The sequence below is a fragment of the Sorangium sp. So ce204 genome (genome assembly GCF_051526795.1).
Taxonomy (GTDB): domain Bacteria; phylum Myxococcota_A; class Polyangia; order Polyangiales; family Polyangiaceae; genus Sorangium; species Sorangium cellulosum_B.
Genome location: NZ_CP150317.1, coordinates 11018383 through 11038907 on the forward strand (window position 1 = coordinate 11018383; position 20525 = coordinate 11038907).

Genomic DNA, 20525 nt, shown 5'->3' on the forward strand with positions numbered 1-20525 from the left:
GCGGCAATCTGCCGCACTCACGCGGCACTTTGCCGTCTTGTCGCACCCCGCCAGCAAGCCATAACTGCGCCCGCGCGTCCTTCCGACGCCCACCACAACCCTATGGCTCGGTTCCTGTTCCCACGATGGGCCAACAAAGTGGTTCCGCTGGGGCTGCTCTTCGGAGTCCTGCCCCTCGGCGCCGCTGTGATCGGCGGATTCTGGTACTACGGTACCAACAAACATCTCGAGGTCGGGTATCAGCCGGATCAACCGGTTGACTATTCCCACAAGCTGCACGCCGGCGACCTCGGCATCGACTGCCGCTACTGTCACAGCACAGTAGAGGTATCCAGCTTCGCCGCGGTTCCCCCCACCGAGACGTGCATGAACTGTCATGCCAAGGTGCGGCGGGACAGCGAAAAGCTCCTCCTCGTGCAGGAGAGCTGGGCGACGGATCAACCCATCCCCTGGGTGCGCGTCCACAACCTTCCGGACTACGCCTATTTCGACCACTCGGCCCACCTGGCCGCAGGGGTCGGCTGCGTGAGCTGTCACGGACGCGTGGACCAGATGCACAAGGTCCGGCAGGTCCAGCCGCTCACCATGGGGTGGTGTCTGGACTGCCACCGCGATCCGGGTCCCAACCTCCGCAATCCCGCCGACGTCACCAAGATGGATATGGCACCCGCGACGGCCGCCATGGCGGGCGCCGGGATCCCTGCGAGCCACGAGCCTTACCAAGATCGCGTGCCCGCGGTCACTTCCTCCGGGCGGCAGGTGCAGGCGCCGCTCCACTGCTCGGGGTGCCACCGATGAGTAAACGAACTCCCCTCCCCCTCGCCCAGGACATCTCTGGAAAGACCTACTGGCGCAGCTTGAGCGAGCTCTCCGGCTCGCCCGACTTCGTCGACGCGCTCGGGCGCGAGTTCCCGCCGGCGGCGTTCGAGCCGCCGGAGGGCGTCGGGCGGCGCACGTTCCTGAGCCTCATGGGCGCGTCGCTCGCGCTCGGCGGCCTCGTGGGCTGCCGCCGGCCTGTCGAGCAGATCCTTCCGTACTCGCGGACCCCGGAGGAGGTCATCCCGGGCAAGCCGCTGTTCTTCGCGACGGCGCTGCCGATGATGGGCACGGCCTTCGGCGTCATCGTCGAGAGCCACGAGGGGCGGCCCACCAAGATCGAGGGCAACCCGAAGCACCCCGAGAGCGTCGGCGGGACCACCCTCCACATCCAGGCCTCGATCCTCGACCTCTACGATCCCGATCGCAGCAAGTCGCCGCGCGAGGGCGCGAACGAAAAGTCGTGGGACGACGCCGCGGCGTTCCTCCGCACCGAGGGCGACAAGCTCCGCGGCCGCGGCGGCAAGGGGCTCACGATCCTGACCGAGGCGCACCGCTCGCCGACGCTGGCCGCGCGCCTCGCCGATCTCCGCAAGACGCTGCCCGAGGCGCGCGTCGTCCGGTACGAGCCCTTCTCGCGCGACGCCGCGCGTGAGGGCGCGCGGCTCGCGTTCGGCAAGCCGCTCGAGACAACGCTCGACCTGACGAAGGCGCGCGTGATCGTCGCGCTCGACGCCGACCTGTTCGCCTCCGACGGCAGCCCGCTCAAGCAGGGGCGCGCGTTCACGGCGGGCCGCGCGGTCGACAAGGACCCGACGGCGATGAACCGCCTCTACTCCGTCGAGAGCACCTTCACGATCACCGGCGCGGCCGCGGATCACCGGCTCCGCATCCAGAGCCGCAAGATCCCCGCCTTCGCCTTCGCCCTCGCGACCGAGCTCGGCAAGCGCGGGGTCGCGCTCGACCCGCAGCTGCTCAGCGCGCTCGCGGGCAAATCGGAGGGGCTCGACGCCAAGGCGACCCGGCACGTCGCCGCCATCGCCGCCGACCTCGCCGCGAACCGCGGCCAGGGCGCGGTCGTGGCCGGGCGCTCGCTGCCGAAGGAGGTCCACGGGCTCGTGCACCTCATCAACCTCGCGCTCGACAACACGGGCAAGGCGGTCCGGCTCGTCGCGCCCTTCGACGACTCGCGCGAGGGCCCCGAGGCGCTCGTCGAGCTCGCGCGCTCCATCGAGAAGGGCGAGGTCGAGACGCTGATCATCCTGGGCGGCAACCCGGCCTTCGACGCGCCCGCGGACGCGCGCTTCGCCGACGCCCTCGCCAAGGTGCCCGCGAGCGTGCACGTCTCGACGCACGTCGACGAGACGAGCGAGCGCACCAAATGGCACCTGAACCGCGCCCACGCGCTGGAGTCGTGGAGCGACGTGCGGGCGGAGGACGGGACGGCCAGCATCGCGCAGCCGCTCATCGCGCCGCTCTTCGGCGGCAGGACCGACGCCGAGGTCATCGAGCTCCTGCTCGGCGGCTCGCGGACGGCGTACGACCTGGTGCGGGCGACCTGGCTGACCGCCGAGGGCGCGAAGCGCACCGAGGACGACTTCCGCCGCGCGCTGCACGACGGCCTCGTCGCGGGGAGTCAGCTCGCGGACGAGCAGGTGGCCGCCGCGGCGCAGGGCGCGATCGAGGCGCTGCGGGCGTTCGCGCCCGCCGTGGGCGAGGGCCTGGAGGTGACCTTCCGGCCCGACGTGCACGCGTGGGACGGCCGGTTCGCGAACAACGGGTGGCTCCAGGAGCTGCCCCACCCGATGACGAAGCTCACCTGGGGCAGCGCCGCGAACCTCTCGCCCTCGACGGCGGCGCGGCTCGGCCTGAAGGACGGCGACGTCGTGACGCTGACGGGCAGCGGCGCGTCGGTGCGGATCCCCGTCCTCGTCGCGCCGGGGCAGGCGGACGACTCGGTGGGCATCACCATCGGCCAGGGGCGGCGCGCGAAGCTCCGGGTCGGCCAGGGCGTCGGCGTCGACACGACCCCGCTGCGGAAGAGCGACGCCTTCGAGCTCGCCGGCGGCTTCTCGCTGGAGAAGACCGGCGAGGTCGTCGAGCTCGCGCGCACCCAGGAGCACTTCGTGATGGAGGGCCGCCCGCTCGCGCGGGAGGGGACGCTCGCCGAGTTCCAGAAGGACGCGGCGTTCGCCCAGAAGCAGGTCCACGTGCCGCCGCTCCTCAGCCTGTTCAAGGAGCCGAACCGGCGGCAGGGGCACGCCTGGGGCATGACCATCGATCTCAACGCCTGCCTCGGCTGCAACGCGTGCGTCGTCGCCTGCCAGGCCGAGAACAACATCCCGGTCGTCGGCGCCGACGGCGTGCGGCAGACCCGCGAGATGCACTGGCTCCGGATCGACCGCTACTTCCAGGGCACGGACCCGAACGAGCCGGAGAGCATCTCGCAGCCGCTCCCCTGCCAGCACTGCGAGAACGCGCCGTGCGAGCAGGTCTGCCCGGTCGCCGCCACGACGCACAGCCCCGAGGGGCTGAACGACATGGCGTACAACCGGTGCGTCGGCACGAAGTACTGCGCCAACAACTGCCCTTACAAGGTCCGTCGCTTCAACTTCCTCGAGTACGGCCAGCCGGACTCGGAGGAGCGGAAGATGCAGTTCAACCCCAACGTCACCGTGCGATCGCGGGGCGTCATGGAGAAGTGCACCTTCTGCGTGCAGCGGATCAACCACGCCAAGATCGACGCGAAGCGAGAGGGGCGGGAGCACATCAAGGACGGCGAGATCGTGACCGCGTGCCAGGGCGCTTGCCCGACGCAGGCCATCGTCTTCGGCGACCTCGACGACCCCAAGAGCCAGGTGGCCGCCACGGCCGCTAGCCCGCGCGGTTACAGATTGCTGGACGAGATCAACACCAAGCCGCGGGTCACCTACCTCGCCAAGATCCGCAACAAGAACCCGGAGCTCGCCGACGCATGAGCGCCACAGCACCCCTCCAGGTCGAACACCCCCGGCTCTCGGACCGCGCCGCCCTCTTGGACGAGGCGCCGCTCGTGCAGGGGAAGGACGACTTCCGCTCTCTCACCGACAAAGTCGCGGGCATCGTCCTCAGCAAGCGCCCCCCCGGGTGGCTCATCCTGCTGTGCCTTGCCATCAGCATCCTGTTCATCCTCGCCGGCTCGCTCGTTCACCTCGTCGGGACCGGTATCGGTATCTGGGGGCTGAACACCACGGTCAACTGGGCGTGGGACATCACCGGCTTCGTGTTCTGGGTCGGTATCGGCCACGCCGGCACGCTGATCAGCGCCATCCTCTTCCTCTTCCGCCAGAAGTGGAGGACGAGCATCAACCGCGCCGCGGAGGCGATGACGATCTTCGCGGTCGCGTGCGCCGCCATCTACCCGGTGGCCCACCTGGGCCGGATCTGGTTCGCCCACTGGCTGTTCCCGATCCCGAACCAGATGAGCCTCTGGCCGAACTTCAAGAGCCCGCTGCTCTGGGACGTGTTCGCCGTCTCGACGTACGCGACGGTCTCGACCCTCTTCTGGTTCGTCGGGCTCATCCCCGATCTCGCCACGATCCGCGACCGGGCCACGACCCGGACGAAGCAGATCGTCTTCGGGATCCTCAGCCTCGGCTGGCGCGGCTCGCACCGCCACTGGCTCCACTACGAGAAGGCCTACCTGATCTTCGCCGGGCTCTCGACGCCGCTCGTGCTCAGCGTGCACACGATCGTGTCGTTCGACTTCGCCGTCTCGATCGTCCCCGGCTGGCACACGACGATCTTCCCGCCGTACTTCGTCGCGGGCGCCATCTTCAGCGGGTTCGCGATGGTCGTCACGCTGATGGTCTTCGCGCGCAAGGCGTTCGGTCTCGAGGGGCTCATCACGATGAGGCACCTCGAGAACATGAACAAGGTCATCGTCGCGACCGGCACCATGGTCGGTTACGCGTACGGGATGGAGCTCTTCATCGCCTGGTACAGCGGCAACGGCTACGAGCAGTTCGCCTTCCGGAACCGCATCCTCGGCCCGTACGCCTGGGCCTACTGGACCATGGTGAGCTGCAACGTGATCTTCCCGCAGCTCTTCTGGTTCAAGAAGGTGCGCACCAGCATCCCGGCGATGTTCATCATCTCGATCCTGGTCAACATCGGGATGTGGTTCGAGCGCTTCGTCATCATCGTGACGAGCCTCCACCGCGACTTCCTGCCCTCGAGCTGGACCTACTTCCGCCCGACCATCTGGGACATGTCGACGTTCTTCGGCTCGTTCGGCCTCTTCTTCACGCTCTTCCTGCTGTTCGTCCGCTACCTGCCGATGGTCGCGATCAGCGAGGTGAAGGGGGTCACGGCGGCGGCCGATCCTCACGGCTCGCACAGCAACGACGAGGCTCATCATGCAGCGTAACAGCGATGCTCGACGCCAGAAGCGCTCCGGGAAGCCCGCCTCGGCCGAGGAGGCACGAGCGCTCAAGGACTCCGCGCGCGACAGCCAGCCCGACATCAAGCCGCAGGGCCACGTGCCCGAGGACGACGCGGAGTACGACGAGCCCCGCGAGAGCGGGCCGCACGGTCAGGCCGCGCTCGCGGTCGAGCGCAAGCAGGAGCGCAAGGCCGAGCAGGAGGCGGACGGCGAGTCGGCCCTGTTCGGGGTGATGGGCTACTTCACGACCCCGAAGGACATCTTCCACGCGTGCGAGGCGCTCCGGGACGCCGGGTACAGCCGCTTCGACGCGCACACGCCGTTCCCCGTGCACGGGCTGGAGAAGGCGATGGGGCTCAAGCCGTCTCCGCTGCCGTGGCTCGTGCTCGGCGGCGGGACGGCGGGGCTCGCCAGCGCCATCGCGCTCGCCTGGTACACGCAGTACTACGACTATCCGCTCATCATCAGCGGCAAGCCGTCGTTCTCGTACCAGGCCTTCATCCCCATCTTCTTCGAGCTCACGGTCCTCTTCGCGGCGCTCACGTGCTTCTTCGGGCTCTTCGCGCTCGGGCGCCTGCCCACCTTGTTCCACCCCACCATGACGCACCCCTCGTTCCCGCGGGCGACCGACGACGCCTTCTTCATCAGCGTCGAGGCGAGCGACCCGAAGTTCGACTCCACGGAGACGCGCAACCTCCTCCAGCGCCTCGGCGCCCAGGGCATCCGGGAGGTCTCCTCGTGAAGCGCTGGTGCATTCCCCTCCTCGTCGTCCTGGCGGGCTGCCGCGGACAGGCGAGCAGCGATCCGCCGATCCACCTCTTCGGAGACATGGACTGGCAGCCCAAGTTCCAGCCCGAGGAGGGCACCCGCCTGTTCCCCGACGGGCGGGCGATGCGGCCGATCGTCGAAGGCACGGTGGCTCAGGGAGCGCTCGACGAGAGCGAGGCCTACCGCACCGGCAAGGAAGGCGAGACGTTCCTGGCGTTCGCGCCCATCACCGTCGATGAGGCGGTGATCCGGCGCGGCCAGGATCGCTTCAACATCTACTGTGCGCCGTGCCACGACCAGAGCGGGAGCGGCCAGGGCATGGTGGTGAAGCGCGGGTACCCGCCCCCCATCGACCTCGCGTCCGAGCGGGCCATCGGCCTGCCCGACGGCGAGATCTTCAACGTCATCACGAACGGCGTGCGCAACATGCCGTCCTATCGGAAGCAGATCCCGGTCAAGGACCGGTGGGCGATCGTCACGTGGGTGCGCGCGCTGCAGCACAGCCAGCACGCGCGCATCGACGACGTGCCCGAGGCCCAGCGGGGCAACATCGCGAAGGAGAGCGGAACTCCATGAAGTCCCACGGAAGTGCTCTGGCCGAGGACAAGAAGGTCCTCGATCCGGCGGTCGCGAAGCGGCTCGTCTCGGGGAGCATGGTGCTGGCGATCGTCGGCGTGGTGCTCTCGGCGGCGGCGGCGGTCTCCGACGCGAAGCGCTTTGCGTTCTCGTACCTCACCGGCTTCACGTGGCTCGTGACGATCGGGCTCGGCGCGCTGTTCTTCGTGATCATCCAGCACCTGACCCGCGCGCGCTGGTCGGCGGCCGCGCGCCGCCACATGGAGTGGATGAGCGGCGTCCTGCCCGCCTGCATCGTGCTCTTCCTCCCGGTCGCGGTGCTCGCCCACGACATCTACCATCACTGGATGGGGCCCGAGGCGGCGAACGATCACGTGCTCCACCAGAAGGCGCCCTACCTGAACCCGACGTTCTTCTACATCCGCGCCGCGGTGTTCCTCGCGGCGTGGGCGGGCCTCGCGCTCTGGTTCATCAAGACCTCCCGCGCGCAGGACAAGAGCGCCGATTTCCGGCCCACCGCGAGGATGCGCGCCGGCGCGGCCCCGGCCGTCATCGTCTTCGCCCTGACCATCTCGTTCGCGGCGTTCGACTGGCTGATGAGCATCGACCCGCACTGGTACTCGACGATCTTCGGCGTCTACGTGTTCGCCGGCGCGGCCACGAGCTCCCTCTCGGCGCTCGCGCTGATCACGATCGCGCTCCACAAGGCGGGGCTCCTGCGCAAGGTGAGCAACGTCGAGCGTCAGCACGACATCGGCAAGCTGCTCTTCGGTTTCACGATCTTCTGGGCCTACATCGCGTTCTCGCAGTTCATCCTGATCTGGTACGCGAACATCCCGGAGGAGACGATCTTCTACCAGCACCGCTGGGAGGGCTCGTGGAAGGTCGTGAGCCTGGCCTTGCTGTTCGGGCACTTCGTCGTTCCGTTCCTCGTCCTCCTGTCGCGGCACGCGAAGCGGAGCCCGCTCGTGCTCGGCGCGGCGTCGGTGCTCCTCCTCGTGATGCATTACGTCGACCTCTACTGGCTCGTCATGCCGAACGTGGATCACCACGGCGCGCACCTGAGCTGGATCGACCTCGCCGGCTTGCTCGGCCCCCTGGGCGTGGGCGCCTGGATGCTCGCGCTCCAGGCGGCCAAGAGCCCTCTGTATCCCCTGAACGACCCTCACCTTGCCGAAGCGGCTCGGATCGACAACCCGTAAGGAGCCGGCCATGAGCGAAGCGACCGACAACACAGCGACCGATCACGCCGAGGCCCAGGCCGAGGTGGATCGACCGAACAACTCGCTCATCTTCGTGATCGTGATCGCCACGCTGCTCTCGATCGTGGTGACCGTGCTCTTCGTCAACGAGATCTTCAAGGCGACGATGGAGCGGGAGATCTCGACCAAGGTGCTGGAGCCGCCGAGCAGCGGGGTCCGCAGCCTGCGGGCCTGGGAGAAGGAGCGGCTCAGCCACTACCAGTGGGCCGACGAGAAGAAGGGCGTCGTCCGCATCCCGGTCGATCAGGCCGTCGCGCTCACCCTGAAGGACTACCAGGAGAGGCGCGTGAGGACCGCGGCCGCTCCCGCCGCGACGACCGAGGGCGCGCAGCCCGCGGACGGCGCGGCGAAGCCCGCCGAGGGCGCCGCCGCCGGCGAGCCGTCGAAGGGCGAGGACGCAGCGAAGCCGGGCGACAAGGACGCGGCGAAGCCCTCGGACGCCGCCAAGCCCGCCGAGACGGCCACGCCCGCGAAGCCCGCCGAGACGGCCAAGCCCGCCGACGCCGTGAAGCCCGAAAAGCCCGCGGACGGCGCGGTGAAGCCCGCCGCGCCTTCGGGCGCGGCGCCCAAGCCCGCGGCCCCGGCGACCCCCGCTCCGGAGCAGTGATGTCCCGCCCGCTGTCTGCCCTGCTCGCCGTTCTCGCGCTCGTGGTGGCCACGGTCACCCCGGCGCGGAGCGCGCGAGCTGCGGACACGACCATTCCGACCGAGCTCGCCGGCATCGACATCGAGGAGCGGCCGGGAGCCCTGCTCCCGCAGAAGCTCCGGCTCCGCGACCAGTCGGGGCAAGAGGTCGAGCTCGCCAAATATGCGGCGGGCGACAAGCCCCTCGTCCTGGTGCTCGGTTATTTCGAGTGCCCGATGCTGTGCTCGCTGGTCCTGAACGGCGTGCTCCAGGCCATGAAGGAGAGCGCCTGGACCGCGGGTCAGGAGTACCGCGCCCTCGTCGTCAGCTTCGACCCCCGCGACACGCCCGAGGCCGCGCGCAAGAAGCGGGCGAACTACATCGAGGCGTACGGCAAGCCGGTCACCGGCGACGGCTTCGACTTCCTCGTCGGAGACGAGGCGTCGGTGCGCGCGCTCGCCGACGCGGTGGGCTTCCACTACCGGTGGGACGACACGACCAAGCAGTACGCACACGCGGCGGGCGCGTTCGTCTTCACGCCCGACGGGCGCCTGTCGCGCACGCTGTACGGCATCTCCTTCCCGCAGAAGAACTTCGGCCTCGCGCTGCGCGAAGCGGGCAGCGGGCAGGTCGGGAGCGCCTGGGATCGGGTGCTCTTGTTCTGTTTCCATTACGATCCCAACGCCCGAGGGTACGTCCTGGCGACGAGGCGGCTGATGATGGCGTCAGGCGTCGTCACCGTCGTGCTCATCGGGCTCTGGCTCATTCGCTTCTGGCGGACTGAACGCTCCCGCACGAGGGCGCGTGTAAACGAGGCTTCCTAGATACAAGGTGGCGGAGCCACAACTATGGTGATGAAAAACCCGATCGAACTCGGCTCCTTCTGGCTGCCCCGCCAGGGCTCGACGCTCGCTGAGCACATCGACGCCGGCTGGGCTGCGGCTTACTGGGTCTCCGTCTTCTTCTTCATCCTGGTCTCCGGGGCGGTCGTGCTGTTCGCCCTCAAGTACCGGCGGCGCAGCGAGCGCGACAAGACGAGCCCCATCGATCACAGCACGACGGTCGAGGTCGTGTGGACGCTGATCCCGCTCGCCATCGTGATCGCGCTCTTCTTCGTGGGCTTGCGCGGCTACGTGCACGCCTCCGTGGCGCCGGCCGAGTCGTACGAGATCAACGTCACGGGCGAGATGTACCTGTGGACGTTCACCTACCCCGACGGCACGACGACGGTGAACGAGCTCGCCGTGCCGCGGGGGCGCCCGGTGCGGCTCATCATGAGCTCGAAGGACATCCTCCACAGCTTCTACATCCCGGAGTTCCGCGTGAAGCAGGACGTGGTCCCGGGGTCGTACACGTCGCTGTGGTTCGAGGCGACGGAGACGCGGGAGACGGTGCTCCTGTGCACCGAGTACTGCGGCTCCGGTCACTCCGACATGCTGGCGACCGTCAAGGTGCTGGAGCAGTCGGACTTCGAGAAGTGGCTCGAGGGCAACAACAACAGCGACCTGCCGCCCGAGGAGCTCGGCAAGCTGCTCTTCGCCAAGCGGAGCTGCGCGACCTGCCACTCGCTCGACGGGACGCGCATCCAGGGCCCGTCGCTCAAGGGGCTCTTCGGCCGAGAGGAGGAGCTCGTGGACGGATCCAAGCTCATCGCGGACGAGAACTACTTCCGCGAGAGCCTGTTCAACCCCGGCGGCCAGGTCGTTCGCGGCTACCCGCCGGTGATGCCGTCGTTCAAGGGGCTCCTCAAGGACAGAGAAGTGGACGCGCTCATCGCTTATCTGAAGTCGGTGAAGTGAGCGCCGGGGAGAAGCAGTCATGTCGCAGACCGTAACAACCCTCGACGTCAATACGGCACCCGCCGGCGGCCACGGAGCGGACTACATCCGGGCCCAGAGCGGGATCATGTCGTGGCTCACCACGGTCGATCACAAGCGGATCGGCCTGATGTACCTCATCAGCACGTTCATCGCGTTCGGCATGGGCGGGCTCTTCGCGCTGATCCTCCGGCTCGAGCTCCTGACGCCGAAGGAGACGCTCATGAGCGCGAACACCTACAACCAGATGTTCACGCTCCACGGCGCGGTGATGACGTTCCTGTTCATCATCCCGAGCATCCCCGGCGCGCTCGGCAACTTCCTCCTGCCGATCATGATCGGCGCGAAGGACGTCGCCTTCCCCAAGCTGAACCTCCTCAGCCTGTACCTCTACTGGATCGGCGCCCTCTTCACGCTGTCGTCGCTCGTCACGGGCGGCATCGACACCGGCTGGACGTTCTACGTGCCGTACTCGAGCACGGTGACCACGACGTCGGTCCTGAGCGTCACGTTCGGCGTGTTCATCCTCGGCTTCTCCAGCGTGCTCACGGGGCTGAACTTCATCGTCACGATGCACAAGCTCCGGGCGCCCGGGATGGGCTGGTACAAGATGCCGCTCATGCTCTGGGCGATCTACGCGACCAGCATCGTCCAGATCCTCGCCACGCCGGTCCTCGGCATCACGCTCCTGCTGCTCATCGCGGAGCGCGCGTTCAACATCGGCATCTTCGATCCGGCGCTCGGCGGCGACCCGGTGCTCTACCAGCACTTCTTCTGGTTCTACAGCCACCCGGCCGTCTACATCATGATCCTGCCGGGGATGGGCATCATCAGCGAGCTCATCGCCGTGCACGCGCGGCGCAGGATCTTCGGCTACAAGGCGATCGCGTTCTCCAGCATCGCCATCGCGCTGGTCGGCTTCCTCGTGTGGGGCCACCACATGTTCACCTCCGGCCAGAGCGAGTTCGCGGCGATCATGTTCTCGTTCTTGACCTTCCTCGTCGCCATCCCCAGCGGCGTCAAGGTCTTCAACTGGACCGCCACGCTGTGGCGCGGCTCGATCAGCTTCAACGCGCCGATGCTCTACGCGCTGTCGTTCCTCATCCTCTTCTCGATCGGCGGGCTCACCGGCGTCTTCCTCGGGATGCTCAGCGTCGACCTGCACCTGCACGACACGTACTTCGTGGTCGCGCACTTCCACTACGTGATGGTGGGCGGCACCGTCATCGCCTTCATGGGCGGGCTCCACCACTGGTGGCCCAAGATGACGGGGAAGATGTACTCCGAGAAGCTCGCCGCCGTCGCCTGTGTGCTCATCTTCATCGGCTTCAACGTCACGTTCTTCTCGCAGTTCGTCCTGGGCAGCCGCGGGATGCCGCGCCGCTACTACAACTACCTGGACCAGTTCCAGCCGCTGCACGCGTTCTCGACCGTGGGCTCGTGGATCCTGGGCACCGGCTTCCTCGTGATGACCATCTGCTTCATCAAGTCGCTGCGCTCCGGCGCGCCGGCGCCGGCGAACCCCTGGGGCGGGCTCAGCCTCGAGTGGACCACCGCTTCCCCGCCCATCACCGAGAACTTCGTCCGCACCCCGGTCGTGACCAAGGGCGCCTACGATTTCAACACGGAGAACGCATGAGCGCGCACGCCGAGGCCGCCGACCGGACGAACAAGGCAGGTCCGGTCCTGTCCCCCAACTTCCACGTCGCCCATCATTTCGATTCCGCGGACACGCAGTTCGACGCCGGGAGGATGGGCATCTGGCTCTTCCTGGTCACGGAGATCCTGCTCTTCGGCGGGCTGTTCTGCGCGTTCGCCATCTTCCGGGGCTGGTTCTTCGACTCGTTCGTGGAGGCCCACCATCACCTCGACAAGGTGATGGGCGGCATCAACACGATCGTGCTCATCTGTTCCAGCCTCACGATGGCGCTCGCCGTCCGGTCTGCGCAGAAGAGCGACCAGAAGACCACCACCCGGCTGCTCGTGGTGACGCTGCTCTGCGCGGCCGTGTTCCTCGTGATCAAGTACTTCGAGTACCAGCACAAGTTCCACGACGGCCTCCTGCCCGGGAAGTACTTCACCGCCCAGGGCTTCACCACGGCCCACGCGGGGACGTTCTTCGCCATCTACTTCATGATGACGGGCATCCACGGGCTGCACGTCGTCATCGGGATGGGGCTCATCACGTGGATCCTCATCCGCAACCTGCGCGGTGAGTTCTCGAGCCGTTACTACTCGCCGGTCGAAGGGGTGGGGCTGTACTGGCACCTCGTCGACCTCATCTGGATCTATCTCTTCCCCCTGCTCTACCTGGTGGGCTGAGGCCTAGAGGACAGCATGTCGACACACGCAGAAGCAGCTGGCGCGCACGGGCACGGGCACGGCCATGGCCACGGCGCGGACCACGTGCCTCACGTCCTGCCGCTCAAGGTCTACATCGCGACGTGGCTCGCGCTGCTCGTGCTCACGGTCGTCACCGTGGGCGCGAGCTACGTCGACCTCGGCGCGGCCAACCTGGCGATCGCGGTCCTCATCGCGACGACGAAGGCGGGCGTCGTGGCGCTCATCTTCATGCACCTCAAGTGGGACCATAAGTTCCACACCCTGATCTTCGCGTCGTCGCTCATCTTCCTGGCGATCTTCATCGGCTTCACGATGTTCGACACGGCCAACCGCGGCCGGGCCGAGGAGATCGAGGCCGAGCGGCCGGCGGACATCAAGGCGCCGTTCGACGGCAAGCGCGCCGCCGACGACTGGAGGATGAAGCGGGCGCAGAAGGCGCCGCCGCCGCCCGCGCACGGCGCGCAAGGCAACGGAGCCGAACAGGCCAAGTGACCGGCCCGGGGCCGAGCGCCCCGCCGGCGCGAGGCCGAACGTAATCCAGCCAACAATTACAAGCCCCGGTATTCGCTGGGGTTTTTCCTGACACCCCCCGGATGTGGGCCGGGGCGCACCTCGCGCGTGCTCGCGGCTTTCGTGCGCGGTACAAGGGAGCGGATGCAAGGCAACGTCGGAAGGTTGCTCCGGGATGGACGCCGGACGCCTCGACCGCGCTCTGGAAAGCCCCCCTGTCCGCGCGCGGATGCACTCCTCCTTCCAGCCATGGTCGCTTGACGCAGGGCACGACCCCGCCAAGAGCAGCGCGCCCCCTGCGGCGCGCCGGCGGCTCGCGGTCCTGCTCTCCGGGCCGAAGCCCCCTTCCTGGGACACCGCCGACAGGTGGCTGATCCAGCTGCGGTGGGGGGCGATCGCGGGGATGATCGCGACAACGGTCGCGGGCAGGAAGCTCGTCCCCGACCTCGGGCTCGCTCCGCTGATCGTCGGCATCACCGCGATCGCGGCGGCCAACGTCGCCTGGACCTTCCGGGTCCGGCGCGCGCGCCGGGCGGACGGGGGCGAGCCCTCGGCGCGCGAGCCCGCGCAGGATCACGCGCGCGCCCAGCTCGTGGGCGACGTGATCGCGAACGCCTGGATGCTCTGGTTCTCGGGCGGGCTGGCGAACCCCTTCGCCGTCTTCCTCGCCTTCCACATCGCGCTCTCCGGCCTCCTCTGCCCGCGGCGCACGACCGTGCTCGTGGGCCTGTTGACGCTGGCCGCCATCGCCGTGCTCACGTACGCGACGCCGCTGCCGCTCGACGCGGCGCCGCTCGGCGGCGAGCGCATCCGGCGGCTCGGCGACCTCGTGTCGCTCACGTCGCTGACGCTGTTCCTCGGCTTCTTCGTCGTCGTCTACGCGCACAGGCTCGAGGAGCTCCGGCAGCAGAGCCAGCGGAACGAGCGGCTGGCGATGCTCGGGCGCATGGTCGGCGGGATGTCGCACGAGCTCAGCACGCCGCTCGCGACGATCCTCCTCGCGAGCAAGGACCTCGTCGACGTGGCGCGCGAGACGGGCTCCGAGGACGCCGCGCGCATGGCCGAGACCGTGGCCGGCGAGGCGCGGCGCGCGAGCGACATCATCGGGCTGATGCGCGGCCAGATCCGGCTCGATCAGCGGATGGAGCCGCTGGAGCTCACCCGCTTCGTGCGCGACCTGGCGAAGGTCGAGCTCGCGCGGCTGGGCTACCGCGGCGAGCTCGCGTTCGACACGCCGCGGCCGGTGCTGGCGGACGTGCTGCGGCCGGCGCTCTGCCAGGTGCTCGTGAACCTGCTCGCCAACGCCGCCGAGGCGACGGCCGACTCGACCGAGCAGCGGATCGAGGTGAGCGTCGTCGAGCGCGGCGACCTCTGCGAGATCGCGGTCTCCGACAGCGGGCCGGGGCTCAACCCCGACATCGCCGGGCGGCTCGGGGAGCCGTTCCAGACGACGAAGATGGAGCAGGGAGGGATGGGGCTCGGGCTCTACATCAGCTCGATGATGGCCTCCCGCATGAACGCGGTGCTGCGCATGGAGAGCGTCGAGACCGGCGGCGCGAAGGCGACCTTGCGCCTCCGCCTCGACGGGGGCACGGGCCCCATGGACGCGGATCTCCCCGGCGCGCTGAAGCGCTCCGGGGCCGCCTGAGGTGAAGATGACGCGACGGATCGAGACGGCGCTCCTCGTGGACGACGACGACGCGTTCCGCACGACCCTGCAGGGCGCGCTGCGCCGCCGCGGGGTCGTGGCGAGGACGGCGGCGACGATCGACGAGGGGCTCGTGGCGCTCGAGTACGAGCCGGTGGACCTCGTGGTCATCGACTACCGCATGCCGCGCGGCGACGGGCTCAGCGCGCTCGCCCAGTACCGCAAGCTCCAGCCCGACGCGGCGATCGTGATGCTGACCGGGTTCGGGGACATCCCGCTCGCGGTGGCGGCGATGCGCGAGGGCGCCGACACGCTGCTCAGCAAGCCCGTCGACGCGGACAAGCTGCTGCGCGAGGCCGCGAGCCTCCGGGATCGCCAGCGGCCCCCGCCCTCGGCCTCGGCGGCGCCGACGCCGCCGCCGGGGAGCCTGAAGCTCGACGATCTCGAGCGCGAGGCGATCCGCGCCGCGCTCCGGGAGTCGGGCGGCGTGGTGGCCACCGCGGCGAAGCTGCTCGGGATCGACCGGCGGACGCTGCAGCGGAAGCTGAAGAAGCTCGGGGGCTAGGCCGCGCCGAGCGCGTCGAGCGCGCCAAGGACGTCCCTCACGACGTCCTCGGTCTCCTCGATGCCGACCGACAGGCGGATCAGCGCGGGGGAGATGCCGATCGCCGCGAGCTGCTCGTCGCTGAGCTCGTGGAAGCTCATGATGCAGGGCTGCTCGATGAGCGTCTCCACGCCGCCGAAGCTCGGGGCGATCGCGGCGATGCGCGCGCCGTCCACGACGCGCGACGCCGCCTCTCGCCCGCCGCGCACGGTGAAGCTCACGACGCCGCCGAAGCCGCGCATCTGCTCGGCCGCGACCTTGTGATCCGGGTGCGACGGGAGCCCCGGGTAGAACACCCGCTCCACCGCGGGGTGCGCCTCGAGCGCGCGCGCCACGGCGAGCCCTGTCGCGTTCTGCCGCTCGACGCGGAGCGCGAGCGTCTTCATCCCGCGCCCGATCAGCGCCGCGGCGTGGGGATCCATGATGCCCCCAAGGACGCTCCGCATGTCGCGGATCAGCGAGATCAGCGCGCTCGATCCGGAGACCGCGCCGCCCAGGACGTCGTTGTGGCCGGACAGGTACTTGCTGGCGCTGTGGACCACGAGGTCGATGCCGCGGCCGATCGGGTCGGAGTTGCAGGGGGTCGCGAACGTCGCGTCGACGACCGTCTTCACCCGCGCCTTCTTGCAGATCTCGGCGAAGCGGGACAGGTCGATGCAGTGCAGGTAGGGGTTCGTCGGCGACTCGCTGAGCGCGAAGCGGGTCCGCGGCCGGATGGCGGCCTCGAGCTGATCGAACGCGCCCGGGTCGATCAGCGTGTGCTCGACGCCGAGCCGGGAGAGCACGTTGATCACGAACTGCCGCGTGCGGCGGTACACGTCGCGGAAGAGGATGACGTGGTCGCCCGCCTTGAGGAGCGCGAACGCCGTGGTCGTCACCGCCGCCATCCCGCTCGCGAAGAGCAGGGCGTCCTCGGCGCGATCGAGCGCCGCGATGCGCTGCTCGACCTCACGCACGGTGGGGTTACCGTAACGGCCGTACTCCTGGCGCTCGGGATCCGCGTCGCCTCCGGCGAAATAGCGCTCGAGGTCCGCCGTGTTCGCAAACGTGTAGGTCGCCGTCTGCGCGATCGCAGGCGCGAGGGTGTGGGAGGGGCGCTGGCGGAGTACGCCCGCGTGCACGGCTTCGGTCGAGTTCGGCAGAGCGGTCTTCATGGTGCTGGGGGCTGGAACCCTCGTGGAACCGGCCGTGATAATTGTCGCACTTGACGCGTCGGAAATATAGGGAATACCATCGGTTATGTCGCAACGAGTCGAGCGCCTTGCGGCGGCCATCGACGTACACGCCGAGAACGTCGCCAAATTCAAACGTGGTGAGCTGACCCCCGACCAGTTCCGTCCTTTGCGGCTGGCCATGGGCGTCTACGCGCAGCTCGCGCACGTGAAGCACATGCAGCGGATCAAGATCCCTGGAGGGCAGCTCACGGCTGCGCAGCTGGAAGCCCTCGCGGAAGTCACGGAGCGGTGGGGTCGCGGGCTAGCGCACGTCACGACCCGCCAGGACATCCAGCTCCACTACCTGGAGATCGAGGAGACGATCGACCTGCAACGCGTGCTCGTGCGCGCGGGGGTGACGACGGTCGGCGCCTGCGCGGACACGCTGCGCAACATCACCGCGTCCCACCTCGCTGGCGTGGTCGAGGACGAGGTGTTCGACGTGACGCCCTATGCGCACGCGGTCACCGAGCATTTCCTCTTCCACGAGCACAACCGGAGGCTGCCGCGGAAGTTCAAGGTGGCCTTCTCGGGGAGCGCGCGCGATCACGCGCAGATCATGATCAACGACGTCGGGCTTCTCGCGAAGATCGGCGATCGCGGGCGCGGCTTCGCGGTCTACGTGGCCGGCTCGCTCGGCTCGACGCCCGAGATCGCGCACCGCTGGAAGGAGTTCATCCCGGAGTCCGATCTGCTGCCGGTGTGCGAGGCCGTGGTGAGCGTGTTCCACCGGGACGGAGAGCGGAAGAACCGGAAGAAGGCGCGCCTCAAGTTCCTGCTGCGCAAGATCGGCGAGGCGGAGTTCCTGCGCCGGCTCGACGAGGAGTTCACTCGCATCAAGGCGGAGCGCGGCGACGCGCTCGCGGCCGAGCTGGCGGAGCAGGTGGCCGGGTACCGGGAGAGCGCTCCGCCCCCGCTCACGCCGCTGCGGGAGACGCTCGGCGACGGCGCGTTCGCGCGCTGGAAGCGGACCAACACGATCGCGCAGACGCAGACCGGCTACCGGGTGGCGACGGTCAAGCTGCCGCTCGGCGACATCACGAGCGAGCAGCTGAGGCGCCTGGCCGACCTCTCGCGGCGCTACGGCAACGGCGAGGTGCGGGCGACGAACACGCAGAACTTCGTGCTGCGCTGGGTGCCGGAGGGGCAGCTGCTCAACCTGCACCGCGAGCTCTCGCAGATCGGCCTCGCCGAGGCGGACTCGGGGCACATCACCGACGTGGTGACCTGCCCGGGCGGCGATTACTGCACGCTCGCCATCACGAAGAGCATGGAGGTCGGCGCGCGCATCCGGGATCACCTGGTGCCGAACGGCAGCCGCCAGGAGGCCGACGACTTCGTCAGCGCGCTCGGCGAGTTCGACATCAAGATCTCGGGGTGCCCGAACTCGTGCGGTCAGCACCACGTCGCGGACATCGGGATGACGGGCCTGATGGTGAAGGGCAAGGACGGCGTCGAGCGCCCGCACTACTCGCTCCGCGTGGGCGGCGGCTGCGGCCCGAGCGCGCGCATCGGCGAGCGCCTCGACGGCCGCATCCCCGAGGAGGAGACGCCCAAGGTCATCGCCGCGATCGCGCGCTTCTATATGGCCGGCCGCGCCGAGGGCGAGAGCTTCCGCGACTTCGTCTCGCGCAAGGGCGTGCAGGAGATCACCCGCGCCGGCTTCGCCGCCGCCGAGGGCGCCCTCTGACGGAGTCCCCGCCGTCCCGCGCCCCGCTCAGGTGCGGCGGCGCGGGATGAGGGGGGGATCTCCAGCGAACGGGTTCATCGACAGCGCGGCCAGCACGCCGGCCGCGCCTGCCTTCACCTTCTCCATCCCCGGGGCGACCGGCGCGAGCTCCTCGCGCTCCTCGAGGAGCTCGGGGGGGATCTCGAGCATGAACCGGCTCGGCGTCCTCGGCACCATCTTGCCGCGCGAGCCGCGGTGCTTCGCCCGCGTGAGGTAGAGCCGATCGCGGGCCCGCGTGACCGCGACGTAGAAGAGCCGCCGCTCCTCCTCGATGCTGTGGCCGCCCGTGTCGCCGCCCTCCGCGCCGCTCGGGGCGGCGTCCGTGGCGCGCTCGTCGAGGCTGCGCTGGTGAGGCATCAGCCCCTCCTCCAGGCCGATCACGAACACGTACGGGAACTCGAGCCCCTTCGCGCCGTGCATCGTGGTGAGCGTCACCCGGTCGGTGGCCTCCTCTTCCTCGGAGTCCTGCCGCAGGGCGAGCAGCCGCAGGAACTCGGCGAAGCTCGCGCGGTCCCCCTTCCCCTTCTCGTCGCGGCGCGCGAAGACGTTGAGCAGGCCCTCGATGTTGCCCCAGCGGCGCGCCGCGGCGTTGGCCGTGGACGAGCCGGCCATGATGTCCTCCTTGAAGCCGGCGTCGGCGAGGAGCGCGCGGGCGACCTCCGCGGAGGGCTCGCCGCGCTCGAACCGCGCGCGCGTGGCCTCGATGATCCGGAGCAGCTGGCGGCAGCCCTCGATCGCGGCGGCGGTCAGCTCGTGGACGGCGTGCGGCCGCGACACCGCCGTCCAGAGCGACGCGTCGTGCGCCGTCGCGTAGGCGCCGAGCTTGGCCACCGCGGCGTCGCCGATGCCCCGCGCCGGGTAGTTCAGGATGCGCCGCAGGCACATCTCGTCACCCGGGTTGAGCGCGACGCGGAGGTAGGCGATGAGATCCTTGACCTCCTTGCGCTCGAAGAACTGCTGGCCGCCGATCATCCGGATCGGGATCTGCCGCTCCTTGAGGGCCGACTCGATCGCGGCCGCCTGGAGGTTCGAGCGGTACAGCACGGCGATGTCCTTCGGCCGCGCGGCCTCCCGCTCCAGGAGGCGCTGCGCCTCCGTGGCCACGAAGCTCGCCTCGACGTCGGGATCCACGCAGATGATGGACCGCACCTTGTCGCCCTCGATGCGGGTGGCGATGAGCGACTTCTTGTGCCGCCGGGCGCCGGACTTGGCGAGCACCGCGTTGGCGACGTCGAGGATCGGCTTGCGGGAGCGGTAGTTGTGCTCGAGCTTGACGACCTTCGCGCCGGAGAAGTGCTCCTCGAAATCGAGGATGTTGCGCACGTCGGCGCCGCGCCAGGCGTAGATCGACTGGTCGTCGTCGCCGACGACCACCACGTTGCGGTGCTCGCCGCAGAGCAGGCGCAGGAGCTCCAGCTGGGCGCGGTTCGTGTCCTGGTACTCGTCGACGATCACGAAGCGGTAGCGCATCCGCCAGCGCTCGAGGACGTCGGCGCGCGCCTGCCACAGGCGGACCACCTCGCAGATGAGATCGTCGAAGTCGAACGCCTGGAACGAGCGCAGCGCCGCCATGTAGCGCGGGTACACGAGCATCGAGATCTCGTCGTACTCGTCGATGCCCTTGCCCTGCCGCTGCGCCTCGGCCCAGGTCTCGGCGTCGAGGAACGCGTTCTTGGCGTTCGAGATGCGCGAGAGGATCGCGCTGACGTCGTAGCTCTTGCCGGCGCGGAGCTCGCGGAGGATCTCGCGGATGACCCCCAGGGCGTCGGACTGGTCGAAGATGGCGAAGGAGCCGCCGCGCAGGCCGAGGGCGCGGGTCTCCGCGCCGAGCACGTCGAGCCCGAAGCGATGGAAGGTGCAGACCTTGAGCTCGCGCGCGACCTTGGAGCCGACGAGCTTGCCGACGCGCTCGTGCATCTCGGCGGCGGCCTTGTTGGTGAAGGTCATCGCCAGCATGGAGCGCGCCGGGATGCCGCGATCGAGGAGGCGGGCGATCCGCGTGGTCACCACCCGGGTCTTGCCGGAGCCTGCGCCGGCGAGCACCAGCATTGGCCCGAGCTCGTGCTCGACGGCCGCACGTTGAGACGGGTTCAATAAGTCCGACACCGTGCCGTGGCCTAGCCCGGCGCGCGGCGGAGCGGGAGCTTGATTTTGTCGGAGCGCGGAGGAGGCGCGAGATGCCCGCTGGAA

Annotated in this window: 17 protein-coding genes; 15 read left to right on the forward strand and 2 right to left on the reverse strand. The window is 69.1% G+C overall.

Annotation, left to right across the window (positions count from 1 at the left end; genetic code table 11):
• Positions 1-366 precede the first annotated feature (366 nt).
• The 14 genes from WMF22_RS41520 (at position 367) to WMF22_RS41585 (ending at position 15353) form a co-directional block, all read left to right on the forward strand.
• Positions 367-798, forward strand: coding sequence for a cytochrome c3 family protein (locus WMF22_RS41520; RefSeq protein WP_438033335.1), 432 nt, complete (start codon positions 367-369; stop codon positions 796-798).
• A complete protein-coding gene (locus WMF22_RS41525; protein WP_438033336.1) occupies positions 795-3794 on the forward strand; it encodes a TAT-variant-translocated molybdopterin oxidoreductase in 3000 nt (999 codons plus the stop codon). Before WMF22_RS41520 ends, WMF22_RS41525 begins: the two co-directional genes overlap by 4 nt.
• Positions 3791-5224, forward strand: a complete 1434-nt coding sequence (gene nrfD / locus WMF22_RS41530; protein WP_437295450.1) for an NrfD/PsrC family molybdoenzyme membrane anchor subunit — start codon at positions 3791-3793, stop codon at positions 5222-5224. Before WMF22_RS41525 ends, nrfD begins: the two co-directional genes overlap by 4 nt.
• Positions 5214-5981: a DUF3341 domain-containing protein gene (locus tag WMF22_RS41535; protein ID WP_438033337.1), complete on the forward strand. Its 768-nt coding sequence runs from the start codon at positions 5214-5216 to the stop codon at positions 5979-5981. Before nrfD ends, WMF22_RS41535 begins: the two co-directional genes overlap by 11 nt.
• A complete protein-coding gene (locus tag WMF22_RS41540) occupies positions 5978-6583 on the forward strand; it encodes a c-type cytochrome (RefSeq protein ID WP_437295452.1) in 606 nt (201 codons plus the stop codon). Before WMF22_RS41535 ends, WMF22_RS41540 begins: the two co-directional genes overlap by 4 nt.
• On the forward strand, positions 6580-7785 hold the full coding sequence (locus WMF22_RS41545) for a hypothetical protein (protein ID WP_438033338.1): 1206 nt from the start codon (positions 6580-6582) through the stop codon (positions 7783-7785). Before WMF22_RS41540 ends, WMF22_RS41545 begins: the two co-directional genes overlap by 4 nt.
• 10 nt (positions 7786-7795) lie before the next feature.
• Positions 7796-8452 carry a hypothetical protein gene (locus WMF22_RS41550; protein WP_437295454.1) on the forward strand — a complete coding sequence of 219 codons (657 nt, stop codon included), beginning with the start codon at positions 7796-7798 and terminating at the stop codon, positions 8450-8452.
• Positions 8452-9294 carry an SCO family protein gene (locus WMF22_RS41555; RefSeq protein ID WP_438033339.1) on the forward strand — a complete coding sequence of 281 codons (843 nt, stop codon included), beginning with the start codon at positions 8452-8454 and terminating at the stop codon, positions 9292-9294. The genes WMF22_RS41550 and WMF22_RS41555 overlap by 1 nt, the downstream gene beginning before the upstream one ends.
• 30 nt (positions 9295-9324) lie before the next feature.
• The gene (gene coxB, locus WMF22_RS41560) at positions 9325-10269 is read left to right on the forward strand and encodes a cytochrome c oxidase subunit II (RefSeq protein WP_437295456.1); all 945 of its coding nucleotides are present in this window, start codon (positions 9325-9327) and stop codon (positions 10267-10269) included.
• Positions 10270-10288: 19 nt separating this feature from the next.
• A complete protein-coding gene (ctaD, locus tag WMF22_RS41565) occupies positions 10289-11926 on the forward strand; it encodes a cytochrome c oxidase subunit I (protein ID WP_437295457.1) in 1638 nt (545 codons plus the stop codon).
• On the forward strand, positions 11923-12609 hold the full coding sequence (locus WMF22_RS41570) for a cytochrome c oxidase subunit 3 family protein (RefSeq protein ID WP_437295458.1): 687 nt from the start codon (positions 11923-11925) through the stop codon (positions 12607-12609). Before ctaD ends, WMF22_RS41570 begins: the two co-directional genes overlap by 4 nt.
• A gap of 15 nt (positions 12610-12624) precedes the next feature.
• Positions 12625-13122, forward strand: a complete 498-nt coding sequence (locus WMF22_RS41575) for a cytochrome C oxidase subunit IV family protein (RefSeq protein ID WP_438033340.1) — start codon at positions 12625-12627, stop codon at positions 13120-13122.
• Between the two features lie 193 nt (positions 13123-13315).
• Positions 13316-14788, forward strand: a complete 1473-nt coding sequence (locus WMF22_RS41580; RefSeq protein WP_438033341.1) for a sensor histidine kinase — start codon at positions 13316-13318, stop codon at positions 14786-14788.
• Between the two features lie 7 nt (positions 14789-14795).
• Positions 14796-15353: a response regulator transcription factor gene (locus WMF22_RS41585; RefSeq protein WP_438033342.1), complete on the forward strand. Its 558-nt coding sequence runs from the start codon at positions 14796-14798 to the stop codon at positions 15351-15353.
• On the opposite strand, the gene WMF22_RS41590 is transcribed toward WMF22_RS41585, so the two are convergent.
• Complete coding sequence (locus WMF22_RS41590; RefSeq protein ID WP_437295462.1) at positions 15350-16546, reverse strand: trans-sulfuration enzyme family protein; 1197 nt, start codon at positions 16544-16546, stop codon at positions 15350-15352. The two genes, WMF22_RS41585 and WMF22_RS41590, sit on opposite strands and share 4 nt — an antisense overlap.
• A gap of 85 nt (positions 16547-16631) precedes the next feature.
• On the opposite strand from WMF22_RS41590, the gene WMF22_RS41595 reads away from it, so the two are divergent.
• Positions 16632-18296, forward strand: a complete 1665-nt coding sequence (locus WMF22_RS41595; protein ID WP_438033343.1) for a nitrite/sulfite reductase — start codon at positions 16632-16634, stop codon at positions 18294-18296.
• A 27-nt stretch (positions 18297-18323) separates the two neighbouring features.
• Here WMF22_RS41595 and WMF22_RS41600 read toward each other — a convergent pair whose 3' ends face one another.
• Positions 18324-20441 carry an ATP-dependent helicase gene (locus tag WMF22_RS41600; RefSeq protein WP_437295464.1) on the reverse strand — a complete coding sequence of 706 codons (2118 nt, stop codon included), beginning with the start codon at positions 20439-20441 and terminating at the stop codon, positions 18324-18326.
• Between the last annotated feature and the right edge of the window lie 84 nt (positions 20442-20525).

Bases quoted from the DNA above. Each gene is read 5' to 3' on its own strand.
- nrfD (WP_437295450.1), top strand. From the start codon at position 3,791: ATGAGCGCCACAGCACCCCTCCAGGTCGAACACCCCCGGCTCTCGGAC.
- WMF22_RS41535 (WP_438033337.1), top strand. From the start codon at position 5,214: ATGCAGCGTAACAGCGATGCTCGACGCCAGAAGCGCTCCGGGAAGCCC.
- WMF22_RS41525 (WP_438033336.1), top strand. From the start codon at position 795: ATGAGTAAACGAACTCCCCTCCCCCTCGCCCAGGACATCTCTGGAAAG.
- WMF22_RS41585 (WP_438033342.1), top strand. From the start codon at position 14,796: ATGACGCGACGGATCGAGACGGCGCTCCTCGTGGACGACGACGACGCG.
- WMF22_RS41580 (WP_438033341.1), top strand. From the start codon at position 13,316: ATGGACGCCGGACGCCTCGACCGCGCTCTGGAAAGCCCCCCTGTCCGC.
- WMF22_RS41595 (WP_438033343.1), top strand. From the start codon at position 16,632: ATGTCGCAACGAGTCGAGCGCCTTGCGGCGGCCATCGACGTACACGCC.
- coxB (WP_437295456.1), top strand. From the start codon at position 9,325: ATGAAAAACCCGATCGAACTCGGCTCCTTCTGGCTGCCCCGCCAGGGC.
- WMF22_RS41545 (WP_438033338.1), top strand. From the start codon at position 6,580: ATGAAGTCCCACGGAAGTGCTCTGGCCGAGGACAAGAAGGTCCTCGAT.
- WMF22_RS41555 (WP_438033339.1), top strand. From the start codon at position 8,452: ATGTCCCGCCCGCTGTCTGCCCTGCTCGCCGTTCTCGCGCTCGTGGTG.
- WMF22_RS41575 (WP_438033340.1), top strand. From the start codon at position 12,625: ATGTCGACACACGCAGAAGCAGCTGGCGCGCACGGGCACGGGCACGGC.
- WMF22_RS41550 (WP_437295454.1), top strand. From the start codon at position 7,796: ATGAGCGAAGCGACCGACAACACAGCGACCGATCACGCCGAGGCCCAG.
- WMF22_RS41570 (WP_437295458.1), top strand. From the start codon at position 11,923: ATGAGCGCGCACGCCGAGGCCGCCGACCGGACGAACAAGGCAGGTCCG.
- ctaD (WP_437295457.1), top strand. From the start codon at position 10,289: ATGTCGCAGACCGTAACAACCCTCGACGTCAATACGGCACCCGCCGGC.
- WMF22_RS41590 (WP_437295462.1), bottom strand. From the start codon at position 16,546: ATGAAGACCGCTCTGCCGAACTCGACCGAAGCCGTGCACGCGGGCGTA.
- WMF22_RS41520 (WP_438033335.1), top strand. From the start codon at position 367: ATGAACTGTCATGCCAAGGTGCGGCGGGACAGCGAAAAGCTCCTCCTC.